The sequence below is a fragment of the Ruegeria sp. AD11(2025) genome (assembly GCF_056542405.1).
Map to the genome: position 1 here is coordinate 151,763 of NZ_JBQFZU010000003.1, position 16,644 is coordinate 168,406.

The following is a 16,644-nucleotide window of genomic DNA, read 5'->3' on the forward strand; positions in this document are numbered from 1 at the left end:
ATAGTATGACCAAACCCATTCCCGAGGTGACCCCGAACACCTGGAGCTTTCTGCGCGACGCGATGATCAAACCTACGGGATTTCGCGAATACGACGCCCGCTGGAAATACCCCGAAGAGATCAACCTGCCTGGCATGACGGCTTTGGGTCTGGGCCTGGGCACACAGATGCGCAGACGCGGGATCGAGCCTGTGATCGCAGTCGGCAACGACTATCGCGACTATTCTCTGGCGATCAAGAACGCGCTGATCCTGGGCCTGATGCAGGCCGGTATTCAGGTCAAGGATATCGGCCCGGCGCTTAGCCCCATGGCTTATTTCGCGCAGTTCCATCTGGATGTGCCCGCGGTCGCCATGGTCACGGCCAGCCACAACCCGAACGGCTGGACGGGCGTCAAAATGGGCTTTGACCGCCCTCTGACCCACGGCCCGGACGAGATGTCGGAACTGCGCGATATCGTTCTGAACGGCGAAGGTGTTCCGCACGAGGGCGGCTCGTACGAATTCGTCGATGGCGTGAAAGAGGCTTACATCGCCGATCTGGTCGGGGACTTCAAGATGTCCCGCCCGCTCAAGGTTGTATGCGCAACCGGCAACGGCACGGCCTCGGCCTTTGCCCCTGAGATTTTCGAACGGATGGGCGTTGAAGTGGTGCCAAGCCACAACCGGCTGGATTACAATTTCCCCAACTACAACCCCAACCCCGAAGCCATGGAGATGTTGCACGACATGGCCGGTACCGTGAAATCCAGCAACGCCGATCTGGCGCTGGGGTTTGATGGTGACGGCGACCGCTGCGGCGTGGTGGATGACGAGGGTGAAGAGATTTTTGCCGACAAGGTCGGCGTGATCATGGCCCGCGATCTGGCCAAGCTGTATCCCAACGCGACCTTCGTGGCCGACGTGAAATCGACTGGCCTGTTCGCCAGCGACCCCGAGTTGCAGGCGCATGGCGTCAAGGCGGACTACTGGAAAACCGGTCACAGCCACATGAAGCGCCGGGTCAAGGAAATCAACGCTCTGGCCGGGTTCGAGAAATCGGGACATTATTTCCTGGCCGAGCCGATCGGGCGCGGTTACGACTGCGGCATGCGGGTCGCAGTTGAAATCTGCAAGCTGATGGATCGCAATCCGGACAAGAGCATGTCGGACCTGCGCAAGGCGCTTCCGAAAACCTGGTCGACCCCGACCATGTCTCCCTATGCCGCCGACACCGAAAAGTACGACATTCTCAAGCGACTGGTGGACAAGCTGGTCGCCAAGGCGGACGCTGGCGAGGCGTTTGCGGGTCGCGCGATCAAGGAGGTCGTCACCGTCAACGGCGCGCGGGTCATTCTGGACAATGGCAGCTGGGGTCTGGTGCGCGCGTCTTCGAACACACCCAACCTAGTTGTGGTCTGCGAAAGCAGCGACAGTGAAGACGAAATGCGTGCCATCTTCGCCGATATCGATGCCGTGATCCGTACCGAACCCGGCGTCGGCGATTACGACCAGACTATCTGATCCGAAACAGAATTGGGGCGCCTGCGGGCGCCCCGTTTTAGTCTCCGCCCAATAGTTTGAGCAGGCCTTTCCTGGCCTCTTCTTCCAACTTGTTTTTCAAAGCGTCCTCGGCACTTTCGGTGTCGGTCACCACGGTGCCCAGTTCATCGCTGACCTTGTCCAGCACCTTTTGCTTGGCATCGTCTTCCAGATCCTTGAGTTGCCCCTCGGCTGCGGCTTCGATCACTTTGGTCAGGTCAGGCTTTATGGACGGATCGCTCCACGGTCCTACAACACGAACCGGTACCGACAGGCCCTGCCCGGAATTGGCCCTGAGAGCGGTAGGCGTGAACAGATAGTCAATCGTTTGCGCCCCTATATTGACCTGCCCGGTTCCGTCCGCCCTGAAATTATCCAGCGACATCAACAAGTCATTATTGGTCAGAATACCCCGATCGATGATGAAGCTGGCTGTCAGACTGTTGAACACCGTCGTCCCGCCGGCCCCCTTGCCCCGCCCCATCAGGCGGTCCAGGTCAAAGCCCGAAATTACACCCTGTCCTACATTCAGGCTACCTTGGCCGCTGAGGGATCGCATAATTTGGTCCTCGGTCTGCCCGACGCCCAAAAACTCGAACTCACCTGAAGCTGCACCCGTCAAACGGTTTATCCCGGCCACTGCGGACAGGGCTTGTTGCAGGTCGATGCCTTGGGCGTTCAGCTTACCGCCGACGGACAGACCGTTCCTGTTATTGGCAACCACCTGCCCGTTCACCTGACCCGCAAACATAGTGGCCGGACTCATCCGCAGCACCGCCCGGGACCGATCAAGGCTGAGCGTCAGGTCACTTGGCCCCAACGTCAGCTCTGGTACGGCAATGGATGAAGCCGTCAGGCGGATCTCTCCATTCGCCAAGGCCAAGGCTGAAGCATCGATTGGATCGGTTGACCAACCGCTTTCCGGCGTTGAAGTCTTACCGGATCCACCCCCGGTCGATGCAGGTGCGTCGTTGTAGCGGGACAGGTCGATATCGCCGCCCTTCAGCCGTGCTGTGATTTTGGGTGGATCCGAAATCTCGATATCTGCCTCACCGGTGAATCGGTTGTGATCCAGCTGCGCCACCAAATTTCGCAACGATATCCGGCCATCACCCGTATAGGTCATATGCCCTGACACATCGGCGGCACGACCCAACCCCAGTGGCACACCAACACCGTCCTGCCCGAATGCGGCCAGCATCTTTTCTGTACTTTTGGTCTTAACCTCCAGATTGCCGTCCATCTCACCTGCAATGTTGACGCGGCCGTCAAACCCGAACTCCCCTCCCGGCGCTGTCAGGGCCAGTTGCAGCGGCGTTACAGCGCCCGAGGCATAGGAGGGCAGATCCGGGATTTCCAAATTCACCTTCACCTTGCCGCCCGGAACGGCCATCCGCGCCTCTATTATCATAGGTGCCGTTGGGTCAGGCCAGTTGGCAGACAGATCAACATTCGAAAAATCATACGTCGTCGTGCCATCCTCGATATAAAGAAGGCGCGCGTTGGTCAGTTCCAAGCGGTCCAGAGTCACCACCCCTTGCGAAGTCGCTTCGGAAGATGCAGTGCCGCCACCAGAGGTCGGCTGAGGGCTTGGGGCGCTTAGCTCCCAATTCCCACGCCCGTCTGACAGTTCCAACCGTAGGACCGGCTTGGCTGCAATGACTCGTCGTATCCGGAAATCACCATTCCACAATCCGGCAGCATCAACCCCAACCGCCAGGCTTTCGGCACTGAGCATCGGGTCCGGCCCTGCCCAAGGCGCATTGCCGAACGTAACAGGGCCGGTCTCAACCCCCAGAACCGGCCAAAAAGACAGGTTAACATCCCCGGACAGGGTCAACTCGCGGCCCGTCTCCTTTTTGACCTGTTCTACCAGGATCGCGGCCAGCTTGTCGCCCGGCATCAGCAACAATACGCCGATGACAAGGCCGAAGGCGATCACAAACAGGAATAGAATGCGCAACAGCCACTTCATTTTTCTGCTCTCCGCTTATTGGGCATGCGTTGAAAAGATCATTCAAAGCCTAGCCCCCATTTGCAAGGGGAAGCTTTCCCCACTATATGCCGCGCCATGAGCTCGAACCCTCCAAACCTCCGCCCCGACCTGGCACCTACTGCCCGGATCACCGACACGCCGCGCCTGAACCAGCCGACCATTGGTATGGTGTCACTGGGTTGCCCCAAGGCGCTGGTCGATAGCGAGCGGATTCTGACCCGCCTGCGGGCAGAAGGATACGGTATTTCGCCGGATTACTCCGGGGCTGATGCCGTGATTGTGAACACTTGCGGGTTCCTCGACAGCGCAAAGGCTGAATCTCTGGATGCTATTGGTGAAGCTTTAGTGGAAAACGGCAAGGTCATCGTGACCGGATGTCTGGGGGCCGAGCCGGATTACATCCGCGAACATCATCCCCGTATCATGGCCGTGACGGGGCCACATCAGTACGAACAGGTACTGGATGCTGTACACATCGCTGTTCCACCCGACCCAGACCCCTTCGTGGACCTGCTGCCCGCCGCCAGCGTGCAACTGACCCCGCGCCATTACAGCTACCTAAAAATCTCCGAGGGCTGTAACCACAAGTGCAAGTTCTGCATCATCCCGGACATGCGCGGCAAACTGGTCAGCCGTCCGGCTCATGCGGTGCTGCGCGAGGCTGAAAAGCTGGTCGACAATGGCGTGCGTGAATTGCTGGTGATCTCGCAGGACACCTCGGCCTATGGGCTCGACCGCAAATACGATGTGAACCCGTGGAAAGACCGTGAGGTGCGCAGCCACATCACGGATCTCGCGCGTGAGCTTGGGCAACTCGATGCCTGGGTCCGGTTGCATTACGTCTACCCCTACCCGCATGTACGCGAGTTGATTCCGCTGATGGCGGATGCGGGCAGCAACATCCTGCCCTATTTGGATATTCCCTTTCAGCACGCCCACCCGGACGTGCTAAAGCGCATGGCCCGCCCTGCTGCGGCCGCCAGGACGCTGGACGAAATCGCCGCGTGGCGCGCGACTTGCCCCGACATCACCTTGCGGTCGACCTTCATCGTTGGCTATCCCGGCGAGACCGAAGCCGAGTTCCAGACCCTTCTGGACTGGATGGACGAGGCGCAACTGGATCGTGTGGGGTGCTTCCAATACGAAAACGTGGATGGTGCGCGGTCGAACGACTTGCCTGATCACGTTCCGACCGAGGTCAAGCAGGATCGTTGGGAAAGGTTCATGGAAAAGGCGCAAGCAATCTCTGAGGCCAAGCTGGCCGCAAAGGTTGGCCGGACGATCAATGTAATCGTGGACGAGGTCGATGACGAGTCCGCCACCTGCCGGACCAAGTCGGACGCGCCCGAAATTGATGGCAATCTGTTCATCGACGAAGGCTTTGAAACCCTCAAACCCGGCGATATCGTCTCGGTCGAGGTCGATGAGTCCGGCGAATACGACCTGTGGGGCAAACTGGTCTGATCCATTCACCCTGTCTGTACAAAGCGTGAGCCAAGTTTATTGGCGTTTACAACGCGATTCGTGGATGATGAAAGGACATTCCGCCTTGTGTGAAGGAGGGTTCGATGTCCTGTCCGCGCCCCTTCGGCCTGAAATGCATAGCAGCGATCCTTGCCGCCCAGCTTTGTCCTGTGCCCGCCATTGCCGATAGCGTCAGCTCGGGCGGGTTCATTATCATCGGCTCCAAACAGCTGAGCCTTCATCTTCGCAGCAAGCACCACGTGCATAGATTCTATGGCGCGCCCAAGGCTTACCATTCCAAGGCCAGGGTTCATCAACCTAAGGCCAAGATTTATCATCACAAGGCGAAACCCAAGGTCTACTACCAAAAGACCAAGCCCAAAGCGTATTACCTGAAACCGACGAAACGACACCACCGCTCGGCGCGAGGGTTCCCAAAGAGACACACCTCGCCTTACCACATTCCACAAAACTATGGCATTCAGCGGCGGGGTTACCGCTTTGGCTGGTAGGAAAGCTGCGGCTTGCCTCAGAAAAGGCTGACCAACCCGACTATCCAGGCCACCCCTGTGGCAACAGCCGTCAAGGCAACTGCTGCGCTGGCTGCGTCCTTTGCCTGACCGGCCAGTTCGCTGTGATCGGTTGAGGTGTGGTCAACGGCACGCTCAATCGCGGTGTTGAGCAATTCGGTCACCAGAACAAGCAGCCCCAAAGCCAGTATCAATGCGCGTAATCCATCGGCAAACGGCAACCACAGCGCCAATGCTGCGGACACAAGGTTCGCCCAGACCCACGACCGGAACGAGTATTCTGCATGCCATGTGGCGACGACGCCCTGCCAGCTCCAACGGGTGCGGTCCTTGAGACGGGTAAAAAATGTTCTCATCTGCCCTCGACTTTTTATGGCTGAAACAGAAACCGGAATAGTGCGCGGCAGACAAGAAAAAACCGCCCAACGGCGGCCATGTCGCTGATATTTGTGCGGGCGGCTTTGGCAATAAGCCGCCCGCGAAGTTCTTATTGAGCGACCGGGTTACAGACGGTCTGACCAGCTTCAGTCGTGGCCAACTCGGTCCCTGCCGGGCAGCTCGGCGTGCCGTATTTGTCATACTCAGGCGTGATGTATACCGGTGCCGGCTCTTCCTGCTGAGAGCAAGCAGCCAAAACAAGGGCAAATGCACCTACGGCAGCAAATTTTAGTTTCATGTCCGTCGTTCCTCTATTAATTTCCTGATATTGCCCAAGAATTCGGGGCCGGGTATAGAATAGGGCCTTGATGGTATTATTGCAACGAATTCAATCACAGGTTTGTGAGTAAAGGCGGAACCACGCTGGTAACCCCCTCAGAAACAGCGAATTAATGAGCAAAAGCTACCGTTTTCTACGCATCGGTCTACACTCTTGGGATTACATCAGCCAAAGACGGAGTAGCCCCATGTCAGACAGCCCCATCATCGCGCAAAAAGGCCCCTTCCCGGTCGAGGTAACCGAAGGAAAAAGCTATTTCTGGTGCGCGTGCGGCCAATCCAAACGGCAACCATTTTGCGATGGATCGCACAAGGGGACCGGCTTCGAACCGGTCAAGTACACCGCAGACAGCAGCAAAAAGGTCTTTTTCTGTGGGTGCAAACACAGCGCAAATCCACCGCTGTGCGACGGGACTCACTCCAAGGTCTGATCAGGACTTCAGCGCGTTCAACAGATCGGCATTGGCGCAGAAATCCGGGGCCGCGTGGGCCTCGGATTGTTGTTCAGACAACCAGATTGCGCATGGGCCACTGCAGTTCGATGCCCGGCAGCGTGTCACCAATTCAGCGTATCGATCCGGTGACAACCGACCTTCGGCCATTGCTTCGGTCAGCGAGATATTCATACACCTCGCCACAGACCGGCTGAGCCAAAAGTGTTTCTCAACATCTCCCAGAGCAACCCGTTTCATGCGTTTTCCTGCACTAGTCTTGCTTTGAGCGCCGAAAACCGTTGTCGGTTCTTACAGGTTTGCGGAGCGCCAGCAACGGTTTCATGTTGATCCAGCCAGTCGGGGCACCGGTTGGCCCAACTGCAGCCCCTACAATATTGAATCATCTCCGCCCAGTCCTGCTGGGTCAGGTGCCCTTTCTGGTGCGCCTCGACCATATCCGTTCCGGTCAACCGTCCCATATGCAGGACAAGACGCAGATGGGTCATGATCTCTCCGAGATGCGGCATCGAGTTCTCCGGTAGTTAGGTGGCAAGTTTACCGAGCAGTTCCTGGTTACGACAGTACTCCGGCGTTCGGGTCACCAAGGCGGGCTGGTTCAGAAAACGTAGGCAATGACCGGGGTTCGGGCAGTCCGAGCAATTCAGTACAGCGTCGGACAACTGGTCGATCGACACGTCGCCACCGATAGCCGCCTCTTGCAAATCCACCCCCAGTTTGGAGGCCATCCGGTCCACCAGACCGGCATGGAGTTTTAGAACTTCTCGGTTGGGCATCGAAGATCCTTTCTGTCACGCGTCCAGAACAGGATAGCTCAACGCCCCAAACGGGCCTTTGACTCAGGTCAAGACCCCATTCCGATGTGATCCAGATAGGCCCGGGTGGCATCCTGCACGCGGCGGAAACGGTCCCCACCGAGCTTCTTTCCGCCATACCAGCGGGTGACGATCACCACGTGATCATCCATCCCTGCACGTTCCAACATACGCAGGATCACCATGCCCGCGCCGCTTTCGCCGTCATCCGCCTTGAGCGCACCCGTAGGCAAAACAGCCGCCCAGGTGTTGTGCGTGGCCTTGGCATAGGCCTTGTCCGACTTGAGGTCCTGCAACGCCGCGTCAACATCCGCACGCGTTCTGACGCGTGCACCCGTCACTGCATATTTGGATCCCCGGTCCGTCAGGATCACGCCCAGTCGTGTCAAAGACGTCATTGTGTCAGACCCAACTGTCTTGCTGTATCCTGAACGATCTGAACCCGCGCTGCATTTGGGGGATGTGTGCCCAGAAACCTATCCCCCGGATCAGGAAGGCGGTCGAAATACTTTGCGCCGATCAAGGGATTGTACCCGGCGTTGTGGGTGATGATCGTTCCCAGTTGATCCGCCTCCAGTTCAAATGCTTTTACGTTCACCTGCACGCCGACCTCGGCCCCCAGCTTCTGCGAACGTTCGAGGTCTTCGCCATCCTCGCCATGCAGCTTGCCCAGATCGTTGAAGATCGCAGCACTTTCCTGCGCGTTTTGCGATTGCCGGTCGATATGCCCCAACACGTGATGCGCCGCTTCATGCCCCATCACAAAGGCCAACTCGTCGGCATTTTCCGCCGACTGAATCATCGCGCGGGTAAAGATAATCACCGGCTGATCCTTGTCGTCCCGCGTCTGAAACGCGTTTGCCGGAGCGCGCGGGTTCAAATCGACCAGAATCGTGAAATCACAGTTGATGACCCGGGCCTGACGCAGGCACTCGGCACGGGCTTCTTTGCCAACTGCGCGGCTGATCTGCTGAAAAGTTGCCGCGTCGACCTGAAATTCACCCGAATCCTGCGACCATTCCGCCGCCGGTTGCACACGCAGGACACCGGCGCTGCAGGCCGCCAGCACCAGAGGAAACAGTAAATAGGTCAGACGGCGCATTCATATTCCTTTGAAACGGCGATCCCGTTTATCAAAACCATAGCGCGGCCCGCGCGGGACTGCCACCGCGCCAATGCAGCAGAACGGGTTGCATTGCCGCCCAACGCCCTGCACTTTGGCTTCATGTTTTCGATTGAGCATGAATTCGACTCGACAGTCATTACTCTGGTGGACGAAGGCCCCAAGCCTTTGCAAGAGGATGTCGTCATCAACAGCTTCGCCGAATGTGTGACGCTTGAGCAATTGGACCCTCGTACGGACCAGATTCAGAAGATAACCCTGTCGCCCGAACAAGTGCGCGACCTGGCTGCCGCGCTGGACCTGCCCGAGGGCGTGTATCAGATCCACGAAAGACCGGATCAGGACGCATAGACAAACAACTTGTCCCGCGCGGTCTGCCCCTTTTTCAGGGTCAAATCGGTCGGGGCAACTCCCATGGCAACGGCCAGTATCTGACGCACGGCGTCATTCGCTTTGCCGTTTTCGGGTGTAGCGGTCACGGTGATGCGGATGACGCCCTTGTCCAATGCAATGCTGTCCTTTGCCGCTTTGGGCGTCACCCGGACCGGAATTGCCGCGCCGGCAGTGGCATGGGCGGTTAAATCCGGCACATCGCGCAGTTTAGGTTTTGCCATCTTTTTCCTCTTGCTCGCAAACACTCTTGCACGGCGGACCGGGGAATGGAATTGATCCCGCATCTCCAGCTGTTTGCACTTGAAACGCGCCAGACGCTTAACCAGATACAGATTGCCCATGTAAAGGAAGTTAACATATGTCCTTGAAAAACCCGGCCGCCCTGGAATTTCTACAATCGCGCCGGTCGCGCCCTGCGAAGACACTGGTCGCTCCTGCACCAACACGCGAAGAGCTGTTGCCCCTTTTGACGGCCGCCGCACGCAGCCCGGATCACGGCAAGTTGGAGCCGTGGCGTTTTATCGTTCTCGAGAAGGGCGCAATGGACCGTCTGTCGGCGCTGACGCAGGACTGTGGCACGCGGCTGGACAAAGCCCCCGAGGATATCGCAAAAGCCCGCAGCCAGTTCGACATGGGCCATCTGGCCGTGGCGGTGATCGAGGTCCAGAAGCCATCGGAAAAAGTCCCGGCCATCGAACAGACCTATTCCGCCGGTGCCGTGTGTCTGGCGCTTCTGAATGCAGCCCTTGCGGCCGGTTGGGGCGCGAACTGGCTGTCAGGCTGGCAGGTCCATGACGCCGAGTTCTGCCGGCAGGCCTTCGGGCTGCAAAACAACGAACGTGTCGCCGGCCTGATCCATATCGCCACCGAAGGCAAAGCCCCACCGGAACGTCCACGCCCCGATATGGCAGCGCTGACCGAGTGGGTCTCGGAATGATGATCTTCAACGCGTTCTTCGCAGCGCTTGGCCAGATCGGAGACCCCAGGTTCCGCGCCGTCCTGTTGCGCGGTGTTGGTCTGACGATTGTGCTGTTGATCGCAGCCTGTGCCGGTGCAATCTGGCTGACAAACTGGCTGTCCGGGGATGAGATTTCGCTGCCCTGGATCGGTGCCGTACCCTGGCTGAACGACGTGTTGAACTATTCCGGCATCTTTTTGGTGCTGATCCTGCCGGTGTTCCTGATGATGCCCGTTGCCTCAGCCATCATCTCGATGTTTCTGGAAGAGGTCGCACAGGCGGTCGAGGATAAGCATTATCCCACCCTGCCCGCAGTGCCCGGTATCCCGTTCAGCGAAGGGATGCGCGACGCAGCGGAGTTCATGAGCGTGCTGATCGTCGCCAATCTACTGGCGCTGATCCTCTACGCAATCTTCACGCCGCTGGCCCCGTTCATTTTCTGGGCGATGAACGGGTTTCTGTTGGGTCGGGAATACTTCACACTGGCCGCCATGCGTCGGATCGGGCGGGACGGCGCGCGCAAACTACGCGCCAAGCACACGCCCACAATCTGGCTGGCTGGCACCCTGATGGCTATTCCACTGTCGGTGCCGCTGGTCAATCTGGTGATCCCGATCCTCGGGGCAGCCACCTTCACCCATATCTATCACAAGCTTTCTGGTCCTGCGTCCTGATGCTTACTCGCGCGGCTCAAGCTGGTTCAGCCAGTCAAAGTCGCGCACCGAAATCACTCCCGAGATTATGATCCCGGCAATGATCGCCCAGAGCACCACCGAAATCCCGGTGGTGATCCAGAGCTTTTTCTTCATGTGATGCACTTCCGGCGCACCTGCATGGGTGCCCGGAACGATGTCCCCCAGATCACCCTGGGTCTTGATGCGGATCGGCAGCACAACCAACAGCGTCATGAACCAGATGACGGCAAAAAGGACCAGTGCAGCGGTGATCGTCATGACAGCCTCGCTTGGGTCAGACCTGTTCCAGTTCGACCAGGCAGCCGTTGAAATCCTTAGGGTGCAGGAATAGCACCGGCTTGCCATGCGCGCCGATCTTGGGCTCTCCGGACCCCAGAACGCGGGCACCGGACTCCTTCAGATGGTCGCGGGCGGCGATGATATCCTCGACCTCATAGCAGACATGGTGAATGCCACCGGCTGGGTTCTTTTCCAGAAAGCCGTTGATCGGGCTGTCATCGCCCAGCGGATACAGCAGTTCGATCTTGGTGTTGGGCAGTTCGATGAACACGACGGTCACGCCATGATCTGGTTCGTCCTGCGGTGCCCCAACCTTGGCACCCAGCGCGCTGCGGTACTGCTCGGATGCGGCCTCAAGGTCGGGCACGGCAATGGCGACATGGTTCAGACGACCAATCATGGAACTCTCCTCCGTTCTGCGTTGCAGCGGTTATGGGGGCTGTTCGACCAAAGAACAAGTGCGCCAATTTGCCGTTAACGTCGTGTTAGCCAGAACTTCCTAGCGTGGGGCATCTGCTGATTAGGAGTTCTGCCATGGACGATTCGAGCCCCTTTGCCACTCCCGCGCAGCCGACGGCCACGCGGCCTCTGCTGGGTCAAACCATCCTGGTTGTTGAAGACAGCCGATATGCCTGTGACGCGATCCGGCTTATGTGCCTGCACAGCGGTGCCCGCATCCGGCGCGCGGATTGCCTGACCTCGGCACGGCGGCATCTGCAGATATACCGCCCTTCGGTCATACTGGTTGATATCGGCCTGCCGGATGGCTCCGGCGCGGAACTGATCGCTGAACTGACCGAGGCCAGCCCACGGATCGGCGCCATTCTGGGGATGTCCGGCGATGATGATGCGCAGGACTCCGCGTTGCAGGCCGGGGCAGACGGTTTCTTGCACAAACCTCTGAAATCACTGTCTCACTTCCAGAAGTTCATCCTGGAAAGCCTGCCCGAGGATCGCCGCCCCAACAGCCTGCACGCAGTCCGGGATGAGGTCATTCGCCCAGACCCGATGGCTTATCAGGACGACATGGCCCATATCGCGGACGTGCTGGCCGGGCCAAACGATCACCGCACATTGGACTATGCGGCGCAATTCCTGCGTGGTGTTGCCCGCGATGCCGAAGACACCATTCTGGCCGATGCGGCGCAAAAGCTGGCGGAATCGCGTGCAGGCGGTACGCCCGTTACCGCTCTGGCCGCGCAGGTTGCCGGCATCGTTCAGGCGCGGCTGGAACAGCGCGAGGCGATCTGAGATGGCGACAGCTTACTTTCTGACCGCCGCGATCCTGAGCATCTGGGCCTATTACCAGACCAGAACAACAGCTCGGAGTATTCGTGTGGCACGCGGCACACGCCCCTGCCCATTGTGCTCGGCGGCGCACTCAGGCACGGCACCCGCAACCAAAGAATAACCCGCCGCAGGGTCTGCGACGGGCCTTTGATCAATCCTGCGGGATGATGCGCAATCCCAGCTCCATCAACTGATCCGAGGTCGGATCGGACGGCGCGTCCATCATCAGGTCCTCGGCTCGCTGGTTCATCGGGAACATCATGACTTCGCGGATGTTGGCCTCATCGGCCAGCAGCATCACGATCCGGTCGATCCCGGCAGCACAGCCACCGTGCGGCGGGGCACCATAGTGGAATGCGCTGAACAGGGCACCAAAGCGGGATTTCACTTCGTCCTCGCCATACCCTGCCAGTTCAAAGGCTTTCAGCATGATCTCGGGCTTGTGGTTCCGGATCGCGCCCGACACCAGCTCATAGCCGTTGCAGGCCAGGTCATATTGATAGCCACGCACGTCCAGCGGGTTACCGTTCAGGGCTTCCAAACCACCCTGCGGCATCGAGAACGGGTTGTGTTCAAAGTCGATCGCGCCGGTTTCCTCGTCCTGCTCATAGATCGGGAAATCCACGATCCAGGCAAAGGCGAAACGGTCTTTCTCGGTCAGGTTCAGTTCATCGCCGATCACATCACGGGCCTTGCCTGCGACCTTTTCAAAGGCTTTCGGCTTGCCACCCAGGAAGAACGCGGCATCTCCGACGCCCAGACCCAATTGCTGGCGGATCGCTTCGGTGCGTTCGGGGCCGATGTTCTTGGCCAGCGGTCCCGCAGCCTCCATACCCTCACCCTGATCGCGCCAGAAGATGTAGCCCATACCGGGCAGACCCTCTTTCTGGGCGAACGCATTCATGCGGTCGCAGAACTTGCGGCTGCCGCCGGTCGGCGCGGGGATGGCGCGGATTTCGGTGCCTTCCTGCTCCAACAGCTTCGCGAAAATCGCGAAGCCAGACCCGCGGAAGTGGTCGGAGACCACTTGCATTTTAATAGGATTGCGCAGGTCAGGCTTGTCGGTCCCGTACCACAGAGCCGAGTCCTTGTAAGAAATCTGCGGCCAGTCCTGATCAACCTTGCGGCCACCGCCAAACTCTTCGAACACCCCGGTCAGAACGGGCTGGATGGTGTCGAACACGTCCTGCTGCTCGACGAACGACATCTCGAGGTCAAGCTGATAGAAATCGGTGGGCGAACGGTCGGCGCGCGGGTCTTCATCGCGGAAACACGGTGCGATCTGGAAATACTTGTCGAAGCCCGACACCATGATCAGCTGCTTGAACAGTTGCGGCGCCTGCGGCAGCGCATAGAACTTGCCCGGATGCAGACGCGAGGGCACTAGGAAGTCACGCGCACCCTCGGGCGACGAGGCGGTGATGATCGGCGTCTGATACTCACGAAATCCCTGATCCCACATACGGCGGCGCATCGAAGCCACGACGTCCGAACGCAGGGTCATGTTCTGCTGCATCGCCTCACGGCGCAGGTCCAGATAGCGATAGCGCAGGCGGGTTTCCTCAGGGTACTCCTGATCGCCGAACACCATCAATGGCAGTTCGTCGGCGGCACCCAGAACTTCCAGTTCGCGCACGTAAACTTCGATCTCACCGGTGGGCAGTTTCGGGTTCACCAACTCGGGAGCGCGTGCCTTTACGGTGCCGTCGATCCGGATACACCACTCTGAACGCACCTTCTCCAACTCGGCAAAGGCCGCGCTGTCGCCATCGCACAGAACCTGCGTGACGCCGAAATGGTCGCGCAGGTCGATGAACAGCACGCCGCCGTGATCTCGGACACGATGCACCCAACCGGACAGGCGGACGGTTTCACCAACATTGGCGGCGGTCAGAGCGGCGCAGGTGTGGCTGCGATAGGCGTGCATGGATCATATCCCTTCGGGCGCAGAATTCGTCGCGCCGATACACCCCGTCAGGATTGGAAAGTCAAGGCGGGTATGCCGCTCAAAACGGCCTTTGCACGTTGCCCGAGTAGAAATAGATGCCCAGACCCGCAGCGAAGATGATATTCCCCGCTATCGCATGTAGAAGGACCGCATAGAAAAACGATCCACGCTGGCGATAGGCCCAGGTGAACAGCAGCCCTCCGGCAAATGTCATGCCGGCGACGATCCAGCTCCAATACATCAGATGCGCCAACGAAAACAGCGCCGCATTCAGCAGGTATGCTGCCCGCCCATTCGGCAGGATCGCATGATAGCGGCGGAAAAACAGCGAGCGGAACAGCAACTCCTGCGGCAAGGCCGACAGCAGCGGATAGCCTAGCCAGATGAGCAGCAGAAATTCGGGCCGGTTGCGCAGCAGGAAGAACGCAGCCTCGGGCCGGGTGGCCATCACAAGCGCGGCGCAGAATAAGATCATCGCAACTGCAAACAACGCGACTTCGGCCCAGGACCAGTTGCGCCAATTATATCGTAGCTCGACCCAGGAAAAGCCCGGTGTGCAGTGTAGTAGAACAATCCCAATGGCCGTGAAGGCGAACAGCGACGGGAACATCCAGTTCGGAGGAAAAAACACAGCGATCAGTACCGGCACGGCAATGAAGAACAGCCCGAATTCCAGTCGCAACCACGAGAGCGGCGCGGCGCTGTCTGCCCAATCGGTTGATTTGCTCATTGTACTGCGAACTCCGCCCGGATCAGACCACGCAACGAATTTCCCATATGGATTTTCGATGCGTTTTTCAGATCGGACAAGGTCAGGGTCGCTTCAGTAACCTGTTTATTTTCCAGCAATTCTTCGCGCAGGATGCCCGGCAGGACGCCGCTGGACAATGCAGGGGTCAGGCACCGACCGTCCGGCATGTGCAGAAACAGATTAGTGATGGTGCCTTCGCACAATTCATCACGTTCGTTGAGGAAAACGACCTCGTCAATCCCCTTTGGCAAGGACGCGCGGGCGCTGTCATAAAGCGCGCGTTGGGTCGTTTTGTGCCGCAGCCAGATATCATCTGCGGTCAGGCGCGCCTGAGCAATCGCCACACGCCAGACCGGAGGGTTGTCTGCCAGCGCCCCGGTTGTCACATCAATCTCACCCTCTGCGCACAGCGTCATACGACAGCGCAGCGGCGATGCGCCCGAAACCGCATCCAGTTTGTCGGCGGCCAACCCGTCGTCGAACGGAAACCCAAAGGTTCTGGCCGAGCGCGCCATACGAGCCAGATGCCGATCCCTTCGCACAAATCCCTGCCCCGGCCGAAAGGCTAGCGTTTCAATCAGGCGGAATTCAGGGTCAACTGGTGGGCAAAGCGGGCTTTCCATAACGCTTCCTCATATTCGGACGGGGCCGTGCTGTCCCAGACCACGCCGCCCCCCACGTTCAGGGTCGCCGTGCCATTCTCAACCATCAGGGTTCGGATTGCCACGTTGAATTCGGCACGCCCGTCGGGCGCGGCCCAGCCAATGGCGCCACAGTAAATGTCGCGTGGCCAGGGTTCGAGATCGGAAAGGATCTCCATCGCGCGGATTTTCGGCGCGCCAGTAATCGACCCACAGGGAAACAGCGCCATCAGGATATCTGACAGCTCGGCCCCCAGATGCAGCTGTGCCTGCACCAGAGAGATCATCTGGTGCACGGTGGCATAGGTTTCGACCTTGAACAGCTCGGGCACCTTGACCGAACCAGGTAGCGCGACGCGGCTGATGTCATTGCGCAGCAGGTCGACGATCATCAGGTTTTCGGCCCGGTTCTTTTCATCAATCGAAAGGAAGGCTCGCCGCCGCGCGTCCTCGGCCATATCCTCGCTGCGGGGTTGGGTGCCCTTCATCGGACGGGTTTCGATCATCCGGTCCGCCTCGATGCGAAAGAACAACTCGGGCGAGCGGCTGAGAAGATCAGGCAGACTGTCCTGCAGAACCAGCGCACCGTGACCTACCGGCTGCCCGCTCGCCAAAGCAGCATAAATCGCGGCGCTGTCACCCTCGACGGTCAGGTCGATGGGAAAGGTTAGGTTGGCCTGATAGATATCCCCGGCCCCGATGGCATCGTGAACCAGCTGAAAGGCTCTGGTATAACGGGCCTCGTCCCAGCGCGGTTCAAAACCAGTGACGCCGCCCGAAGCCGCAGGCAGCTCACGTTGGGCAGGTGCATCATAGACGCCAAAGCACAACAAAGGCAGGCGGCGATCCTGAGGCAGACGGTCGGTCAAACGGGGCTCCAGCGCATAGCCCAACTCATAGCTGGCATAGCCCGCCAGCCATGCCCCTTCGGCACGCGCCACATCCAGCGCCGCCAGCGCGTGGGGCACATCCTCCGCCTTGTCCGCGCGGATCACCTTGGCAGGCCAGTCGAAATCGGTTCCAGGCCCGGCCGGCCCCTGATCAAAACGAATACGCAATTGCATCCTCATTT

Annotated in this window: 24 protein-coding genes; 9 read left to right on the forward strand and 15 right to left on the reverse strand. The window is 59.0% G+C overall.

The genetic code is table 11. From position 1 onward, the window contains the following. Positions 1–5: 5 nt before the first annotated feature. A complete protein-coding gene (locus tag ACR1XY_RS04195; RefSeq protein WP_480590172.1) occupies positions 6–1,502 on the forward strand; it encodes a phosphomannomutase/phosphoglucomutase in 1,497 nt (498 codons plus the stop codon). A gap of 37 nt (positions 1,503–1,539) precedes the next feature. Here the strand turns inward: ACR1XY_RS04195 and ACR1XY_RS04200 are convergent, their stop codons facing one another. Continuing rightward, positions 1,540–3,495 carry an AsmA family protein gene (locus ACR1XY_RS04200; protein ID WP_480590174.1) on the reverse strand — a complete coding sequence of 652 codons (1,956 nt, stop codon included), beginning with the start codon at positions 3,493–3,495 and terminating at the stop codon, positions 1,540–1,542. A 96-nt stretch (positions 3,496–3,591) separates the two neighbouring features. Between ACR1XY_RS04200 and rimO the strand changes: the two genes are divergently transcribed. Beyond that, complete coding sequence (gene rimO / locus ACR1XY_RS04205) at positions 3,592–4,980, forward strand: 30S ribosomal protein S12 methylthiotransferase RimO (protein WP_480590176.1); 1,389 nt, start codon at positions 3,592–3,594, stop codon at positions 4,978–4,980. Between the two features lie 104 nt (positions 4,981–5,084). Then, on the forward strand, positions 5,085–5,492 hold the full coding sequence (locus tag ACR1XY_RS04210; RefSeq protein WP_480590178.1) for a hypothetical protein: 408 nt from the start codon (positions 5,085–5,087) through the stop codon (positions 5,490–5,492). 17 nt (positions 5,493–5,509) lie between these two features. On the opposite strand, the gene ACR1XY_RS04215 is transcribed toward ACR1XY_RS04210, so the two are convergent. Both ACR1XY_RS04215 and ACR1XY_RS04220 read right to left on the reverse strand, forming a co-directional pair. Continuing rightward, entirely contained in the window at positions 5,510–5,866 is a 357-nt protein-coding gene (locus ACR1XY_RS04215; RefSeq protein ID WP_480590180.1) for a diacylglycerol kinase, read from the reverse strand. Positions 5,867–5,997: 131 nt separating this feature from the next. After that, on the reverse strand, positions 5,998–6,186 hold the full coding sequence (locus ACR1XY_RS04220; RefSeq protein WP_170325890.1) for a hypothetical protein: 189 nt from the start codon (positions 6,184–6,186) through the stop codon (positions 5,998–6,000). A gap of 229 nt (positions 6,187–6,415) precedes the next feature. Between ACR1XY_RS04220 and ACR1XY_RS04225 the strand changes: the two genes are divergently transcribed. After that, on the forward strand, positions 6,416–6,658 hold the full coding sequence (locus tag ACR1XY_RS04225; protein WP_480590182.1) for a CDGSH iron-sulfur domain-containing protein: 243 nt from the start codon (positions 6,416–6,418) through the stop codon (positions 6,656–6,658). Here the strand turns inward: ACR1XY_RS04225 and ACR1XY_RS04230 are convergent, their stop codons facing one another. From ACR1XY_RS04230 to ACR1XY_RS04250, 5 genes are all read right to left on the reverse strand, one after another. Beyond that, positions 6,659–6,919: a DUF6455 family protein gene (locus ACR1XY_RS04230; protein WP_480590184.1), complete on the reverse strand. Its 261-nt coding sequence runs from the start codon at positions 6,917–6,919 to the stop codon at positions 6,659–6,661. After that, on the reverse strand, positions 6,916–7,188 hold the full coding sequence (locus tag ACR1XY_RS04235; protein ID WP_480590186.1) for a DUF6455 family protein: 273 nt from the start codon (positions 7,186–7,188) through the stop codon (positions 6,916–6,918). Before ACR1XY_RS04235 ends, ACR1XY_RS04230 begins: the two co-directional genes overlap by 4 nt. A 15-nt stretch (positions 7,189–7,203) precedes the next feature. Beyond that, entirely contained in the window at positions 7,204–7,455 is a 252-nt protein-coding gene (locus ACR1XY_RS04240; RefSeq protein WP_480590188.1) for a DUF6455 family protein, read from the reverse strand. Between the two features lie 68 nt (positions 7,456–7,523). Beyond that, positions 7,524–7,892, reverse strand: a complete 369-nt coding sequence (locus tag ACR1XY_RS04245) for a YigZ family protein (RefSeq protein WP_480590190.1) — start codon at positions 7,890–7,892, stop codon at positions 7,524–7,526. Next, positions 7,889–8,596: a M48 family metallopeptidase gene (locus ACR1XY_RS04250; protein ID WP_480590192.1), complete on the reverse strand. Its 708-nt coding sequence runs from the start codon at positions 8,594–8,596 to the stop codon at positions 7,889–7,891. The genes ACR1XY_RS04245 and ACR1XY_RS04250 overlap by 4 nt, the downstream gene beginning before the upstream one ends. 123 nt (positions 8,597–8,719) lie before the next feature. Here ACR1XY_RS04250 and ACR1XY_RS04255 point away from each other — a divergent pair, with 123 nt between their 5' ends. Continuing rightward, the gene (locus ACR1XY_RS04255) at positions 8,720–8,968 is read left to right on the forward strand and encodes a hypothetical protein (RefSeq protein ID WP_480590536.1); all 249 of its coding nucleotides are present in this window, start codon (positions 8,720–8,722) and stop codon (positions 8,966–8,968) included. Here ACR1XY_RS04255 and ACR1XY_RS04260 read toward each other — a convergent pair. After that, positions 8,956–9,231, reverse strand: a complete 276-nt coding sequence (locus ACR1XY_RS04260; RefSeq protein ID WP_480590194.1) for a DUF167 domain-containing protein — start codon at positions 9,229–9,231, stop codon at positions 8,956–8,958. The genes ACR1XY_RS04255 and ACR1XY_RS04260 overlap by 13 nt on opposite strands. Before the next feature lie 137 nt (positions 9,232–9,368). Between ACR1XY_RS04260 and ACR1XY_RS04265 the strand changes: the two genes are divergently transcribed. Both ACR1XY_RS04265 and ACR1XY_RS04270 read left to right on the forward strand, forming a co-directional pair. After that, positions 9,369–9,947 (forward strand): nitroreductase family protein, encoded by a 579-nt coding sequence (locus ACR1XY_RS04265; protein WP_480590196.1) that lies wholly within the window; start codon positions 9,369–9,371, stop codon positions 9,945–9,947. Then, the gene (locus ACR1XY_RS04270) at positions 9,947–10,642 is read left to right on the forward strand and encodes an EI24 domain-containing protein (protein WP_480590538.1); all 696 of its coding nucleotides are present in this window, start codon (positions 9,947–9,949) and stop codon (positions 10,640–10,642) included. The genes ACR1XY_RS04265 and ACR1XY_RS04270 overlap by 1 nt, the downstream gene beginning before the upstream one ends. Positions 10,643–10,645: 3 nt before the next feature. Here the strand turns inward: ACR1XY_RS04270 and ACR1XY_RS04275 are convergent, their stop codons facing one another. Together ACR1XY_RS04275 and mce are read right to left on the reverse strand one after the other, a co-directional pair. Further along, positions 10,646–10,921 carry a DUF1467 family protein gene (locus ACR1XY_RS04275; protein ID WP_480590198.1) on the reverse strand — a complete coding sequence of 92 codons (276 nt, stop codon included), beginning with the start codon at positions 10,919–10,921 and terminating at the stop codon, positions 10,646–10,648. Between the two features lie 16 nt (positions 10,922–10,937). Continuing rightward, positions 10,938–11,342 carry a methylmalonyl-CoA epimerase gene (gene mce / locus ACR1XY_RS04280; protein WP_170452613.1) on the reverse strand — a complete coding sequence of 135 codons (405 nt, stop codon included), beginning with the start codon at positions 11,340–11,342 and terminating at the stop codon, positions 10,938–10,940. A gap of 134 nt (positions 11,343–11,476) precedes the next feature. On the opposite strand from mce, the gene ACR1XY_RS04285 reads away from it, so the two are divergent. Together ACR1XY_RS04285 and ACR1XY_RS04290 are read left to right on the forward strand one after the other, a co-directional pair. Then, positions 11,477–12,193 carry a response regulator gene (locus ACR1XY_RS04285; protein WP_480590200.1) on the forward strand — a complete coding sequence of 239 codons (717 nt, stop codon included), beginning with the start codon at positions 11,477–11,479 and terminating at the stop codon, positions 12,191–12,193. A 1-nt stretch (position 12,194) separates the two neighbouring features. Then, positions 12,195–12,353 (forward strand): hypothetical protein, encoded by a 159-nt coding sequence (locus ACR1XY_RS04290; RefSeq protein WP_480590202.1) that lies wholly within the window; start codon positions 12,195–12,197, stop codon positions 12,351–12,353. 30 nt (positions 12,354–12,383) lie between these two features. Here the strand turns inward: ACR1XY_RS04290 and aspS are convergent, their stop codons facing one another. From aspS to ACR1XY_RS04310, 4 genes are all read right to left on the reverse strand, one after another. Further along, positions 12,384–14,159, reverse strand: a complete 1,776-nt coding sequence (gene aspS / locus ACR1XY_RS04295) for an aspartate--tRNA ligase (RefSeq protein WP_480590204.1) — start codon at positions 14,157–14,159, stop codon at positions 12,384–12,386. A 79-nt stretch (positions 14,160–14,238) separates the two neighbouring features. Next, positions 14,239–14,910 (reverse strand): CPBP family intramembrane glutamic endopeptidase, encoded by a 672-nt coding sequence (locus ACR1XY_RS04300; RefSeq protein ID WP_480590206.1) that lies wholly within the window; start codon positions 14,908–14,910, stop codon positions 14,239–14,241. Next, the gene (locus tag ACR1XY_RS04305; protein WP_480590208.1) at positions 14,907–15,554 is read right to left on the reverse strand and encodes an aminotransferase class IV family protein; all 648 of its coding nucleotides are present in this window, start codon (positions 15,552–15,554) and stop codon (positions 14,907–14,909) included. Before ACR1XY_RS04305 ends, ACR1XY_RS04300 begins: the two co-directional genes overlap by 4 nt. Continuing rightward, positions 15,509–16,636 carry an aminodeoxychorismate synthase component I gene (locus ACR1XY_RS04310; protein WP_480590209.1) on the reverse strand — a complete coding sequence of 376 codons (1,128 nt, stop codon included), beginning with the start codon at positions 16,634–16,636 and terminating at the stop codon, positions 15,509–15,511. Before ACR1XY_RS04310 ends, ACR1XY_RS04305 begins: the two co-directional genes overlap by 46 nt. Positions 16,637–16,644 lie beyond the last annotated feature (8 nt).

Coding starts and splice junctions, on each gene's coding strand:
- ACR1XY_RS04220 (WP_170325890.1), bottom strand. CDS start 6,186: ATGAAACTAAAATTTGCTGCCGTAGGTGCATTTGCCCTTGTTTTGGCT.
- ACR1XY_RS04255 (WP_480590536.1), top strand. CDS start 8,720: ATGTTTTCGATTGAGCATGAATTCGACTCGACAGTCATTACTCTGGTG.
- aspS (WP_480590204.1), bottom strand. CDS start 14,159: ATGCACGCCTATCGCAGCCACACCTGCGCCGCTCTGACCGCCGCCAAT.
- ACR1XY_RS04265 (WP_480590196.1), top strand. CDS start 9,369: ATGTCCTTGAAAAACCCGGCCGCCCTGGAATTTCTACAATCGCGCCGG.
- ACR1XY_RS04305 (WP_480590208.1), bottom strand. CDS start 15,554: ATGGAAAGCCCGCTTTGCCCACCAGTTGACCCTGAATTCCGCCTGATT.
- ACR1XY_RS04225 (WP_480590182.1), top strand. CDS start 6,416: ATGTCAGACAGCCCCATCATCGCGCAAAAAGGCCCCTTCCCGGTCGAG.
- rimO (WP_480590176.1), top strand. CDS start 3,592: ATGAGCTCGAACCCTCCAAACCTCCGCCCCGACCTGGCACCTACTGCC.
- ACR1XY_RS04210 (WP_480590178.1), top strand. CDS start 5,085: ATGTCCTGTCCGCGCCCCTTCGGCCTGAAATGCATAGCAGCGATCCTT.
- ACR1XY_RS04215 (WP_480590180.1), bottom strand. CDS start 5,866: ATGAGAACATTTTTTACCCGTCTCAAGGACCGCACCCGTTGGAGCTGG.
- ACR1XY_RS04250 (WP_480590192.1), bottom strand. CDS start 8,596: ATGCGCCGTCTGACCTATTTACTGTTTCCTCTGGTGCTGGCGGCCTGC.
- ACR1XY_RS04195 (WP_480590172.1), top strand. CDS start 6: ATGACCAAACCCATTCCCGAGGTGACCCCGAACACCTGGAGCTTTCTG.
- ACR1XY_RS04200 (WP_480590174.1), bottom strand. CDS start 3,495: ATGAAGTGGCTGTTGCGCATTCTATTCCTGTTTGTGATCGCCTTCGGC.
- ACR1XY_RS04285 (WP_480590200.1), top strand. CDS start 11,477: ATGGACGATTCGAGCCCCTTTGCCACTCCCGCGCAGCCGACGGCCACG.
- ACR1XY_RS04275 (WP_480590198.1), bottom strand. CDS start 10,921: ATGACGATCACCGCTGCACTGGTCCTTTTTGCCGTCATCTGGTTCATG.
- ACR1XY_RS04240 (WP_480590188.1), bottom strand. CDS start 7,455: ATGCCCAACCGAGAAGTTCTAAAACTCCATGCCGGTCTGGTGGACCGG.
- ACR1XY_RS04310 (WP_480590209.1), bottom strand. CDS start 16,636: ATGCAATTGCGTATTCGTTTTGATCAGGGGCCGGCCGGGCCTGGAACC.
- ACR1XY_RS04235 (WP_480590186.1), bottom strand. CDS start 7,188: ATGCCGCATCTCGGAGAGATCATGACCCATCTGCGTCTTGTCCTGCAT.
- ACR1XY_RS04270 (WP_480590538.1), top strand. CDS start 9,947: ATGATCTTCAACGCGTTCTTCGCAGCGCTTGGCCAGATCGGAGACCCC.
- ACR1XY_RS04245 (WP_480590190.1), bottom strand. CDS start 7,892: ATGACGTCTTTGACACGACTGGGCGTGATCCTGACGGACCGGGGATCC.
- mce (WP_170452613.1), bottom strand. CDS start 11,342: ATGATTGGTCGTCTGAACCATGTCGCCATTGCCGTGCCCGACCTTGAG.
- ACR1XY_RS04230 (WP_480590184.1), bottom strand. CDS start 6,919: ATGAAACGGGTTGCTCTGGGAGATGTTGAGAAACACTTTTGGCTCAGC.
- ACR1XY_RS04290 (WP_480590202.1), top strand. CDS start 12,195: ATGGCGACAGCTTACTTTCTGACCGCCGCGATCCTGAGCATCTGGGCC.
- ACR1XY_RS04300 (WP_480590206.1), bottom strand. CDS start 14,910: ATGAGCAAATCAACCGATTGGGCAGACAGCGCCGCGCCGCTCTCGTGG.
- ACR1XY_RS04260 (WP_480590194.1), bottom strand. CDS start 9,231: ATGGCAAAACCTAAACTGCGCGATGTGCCGGATTTAACCGCCCATGCC.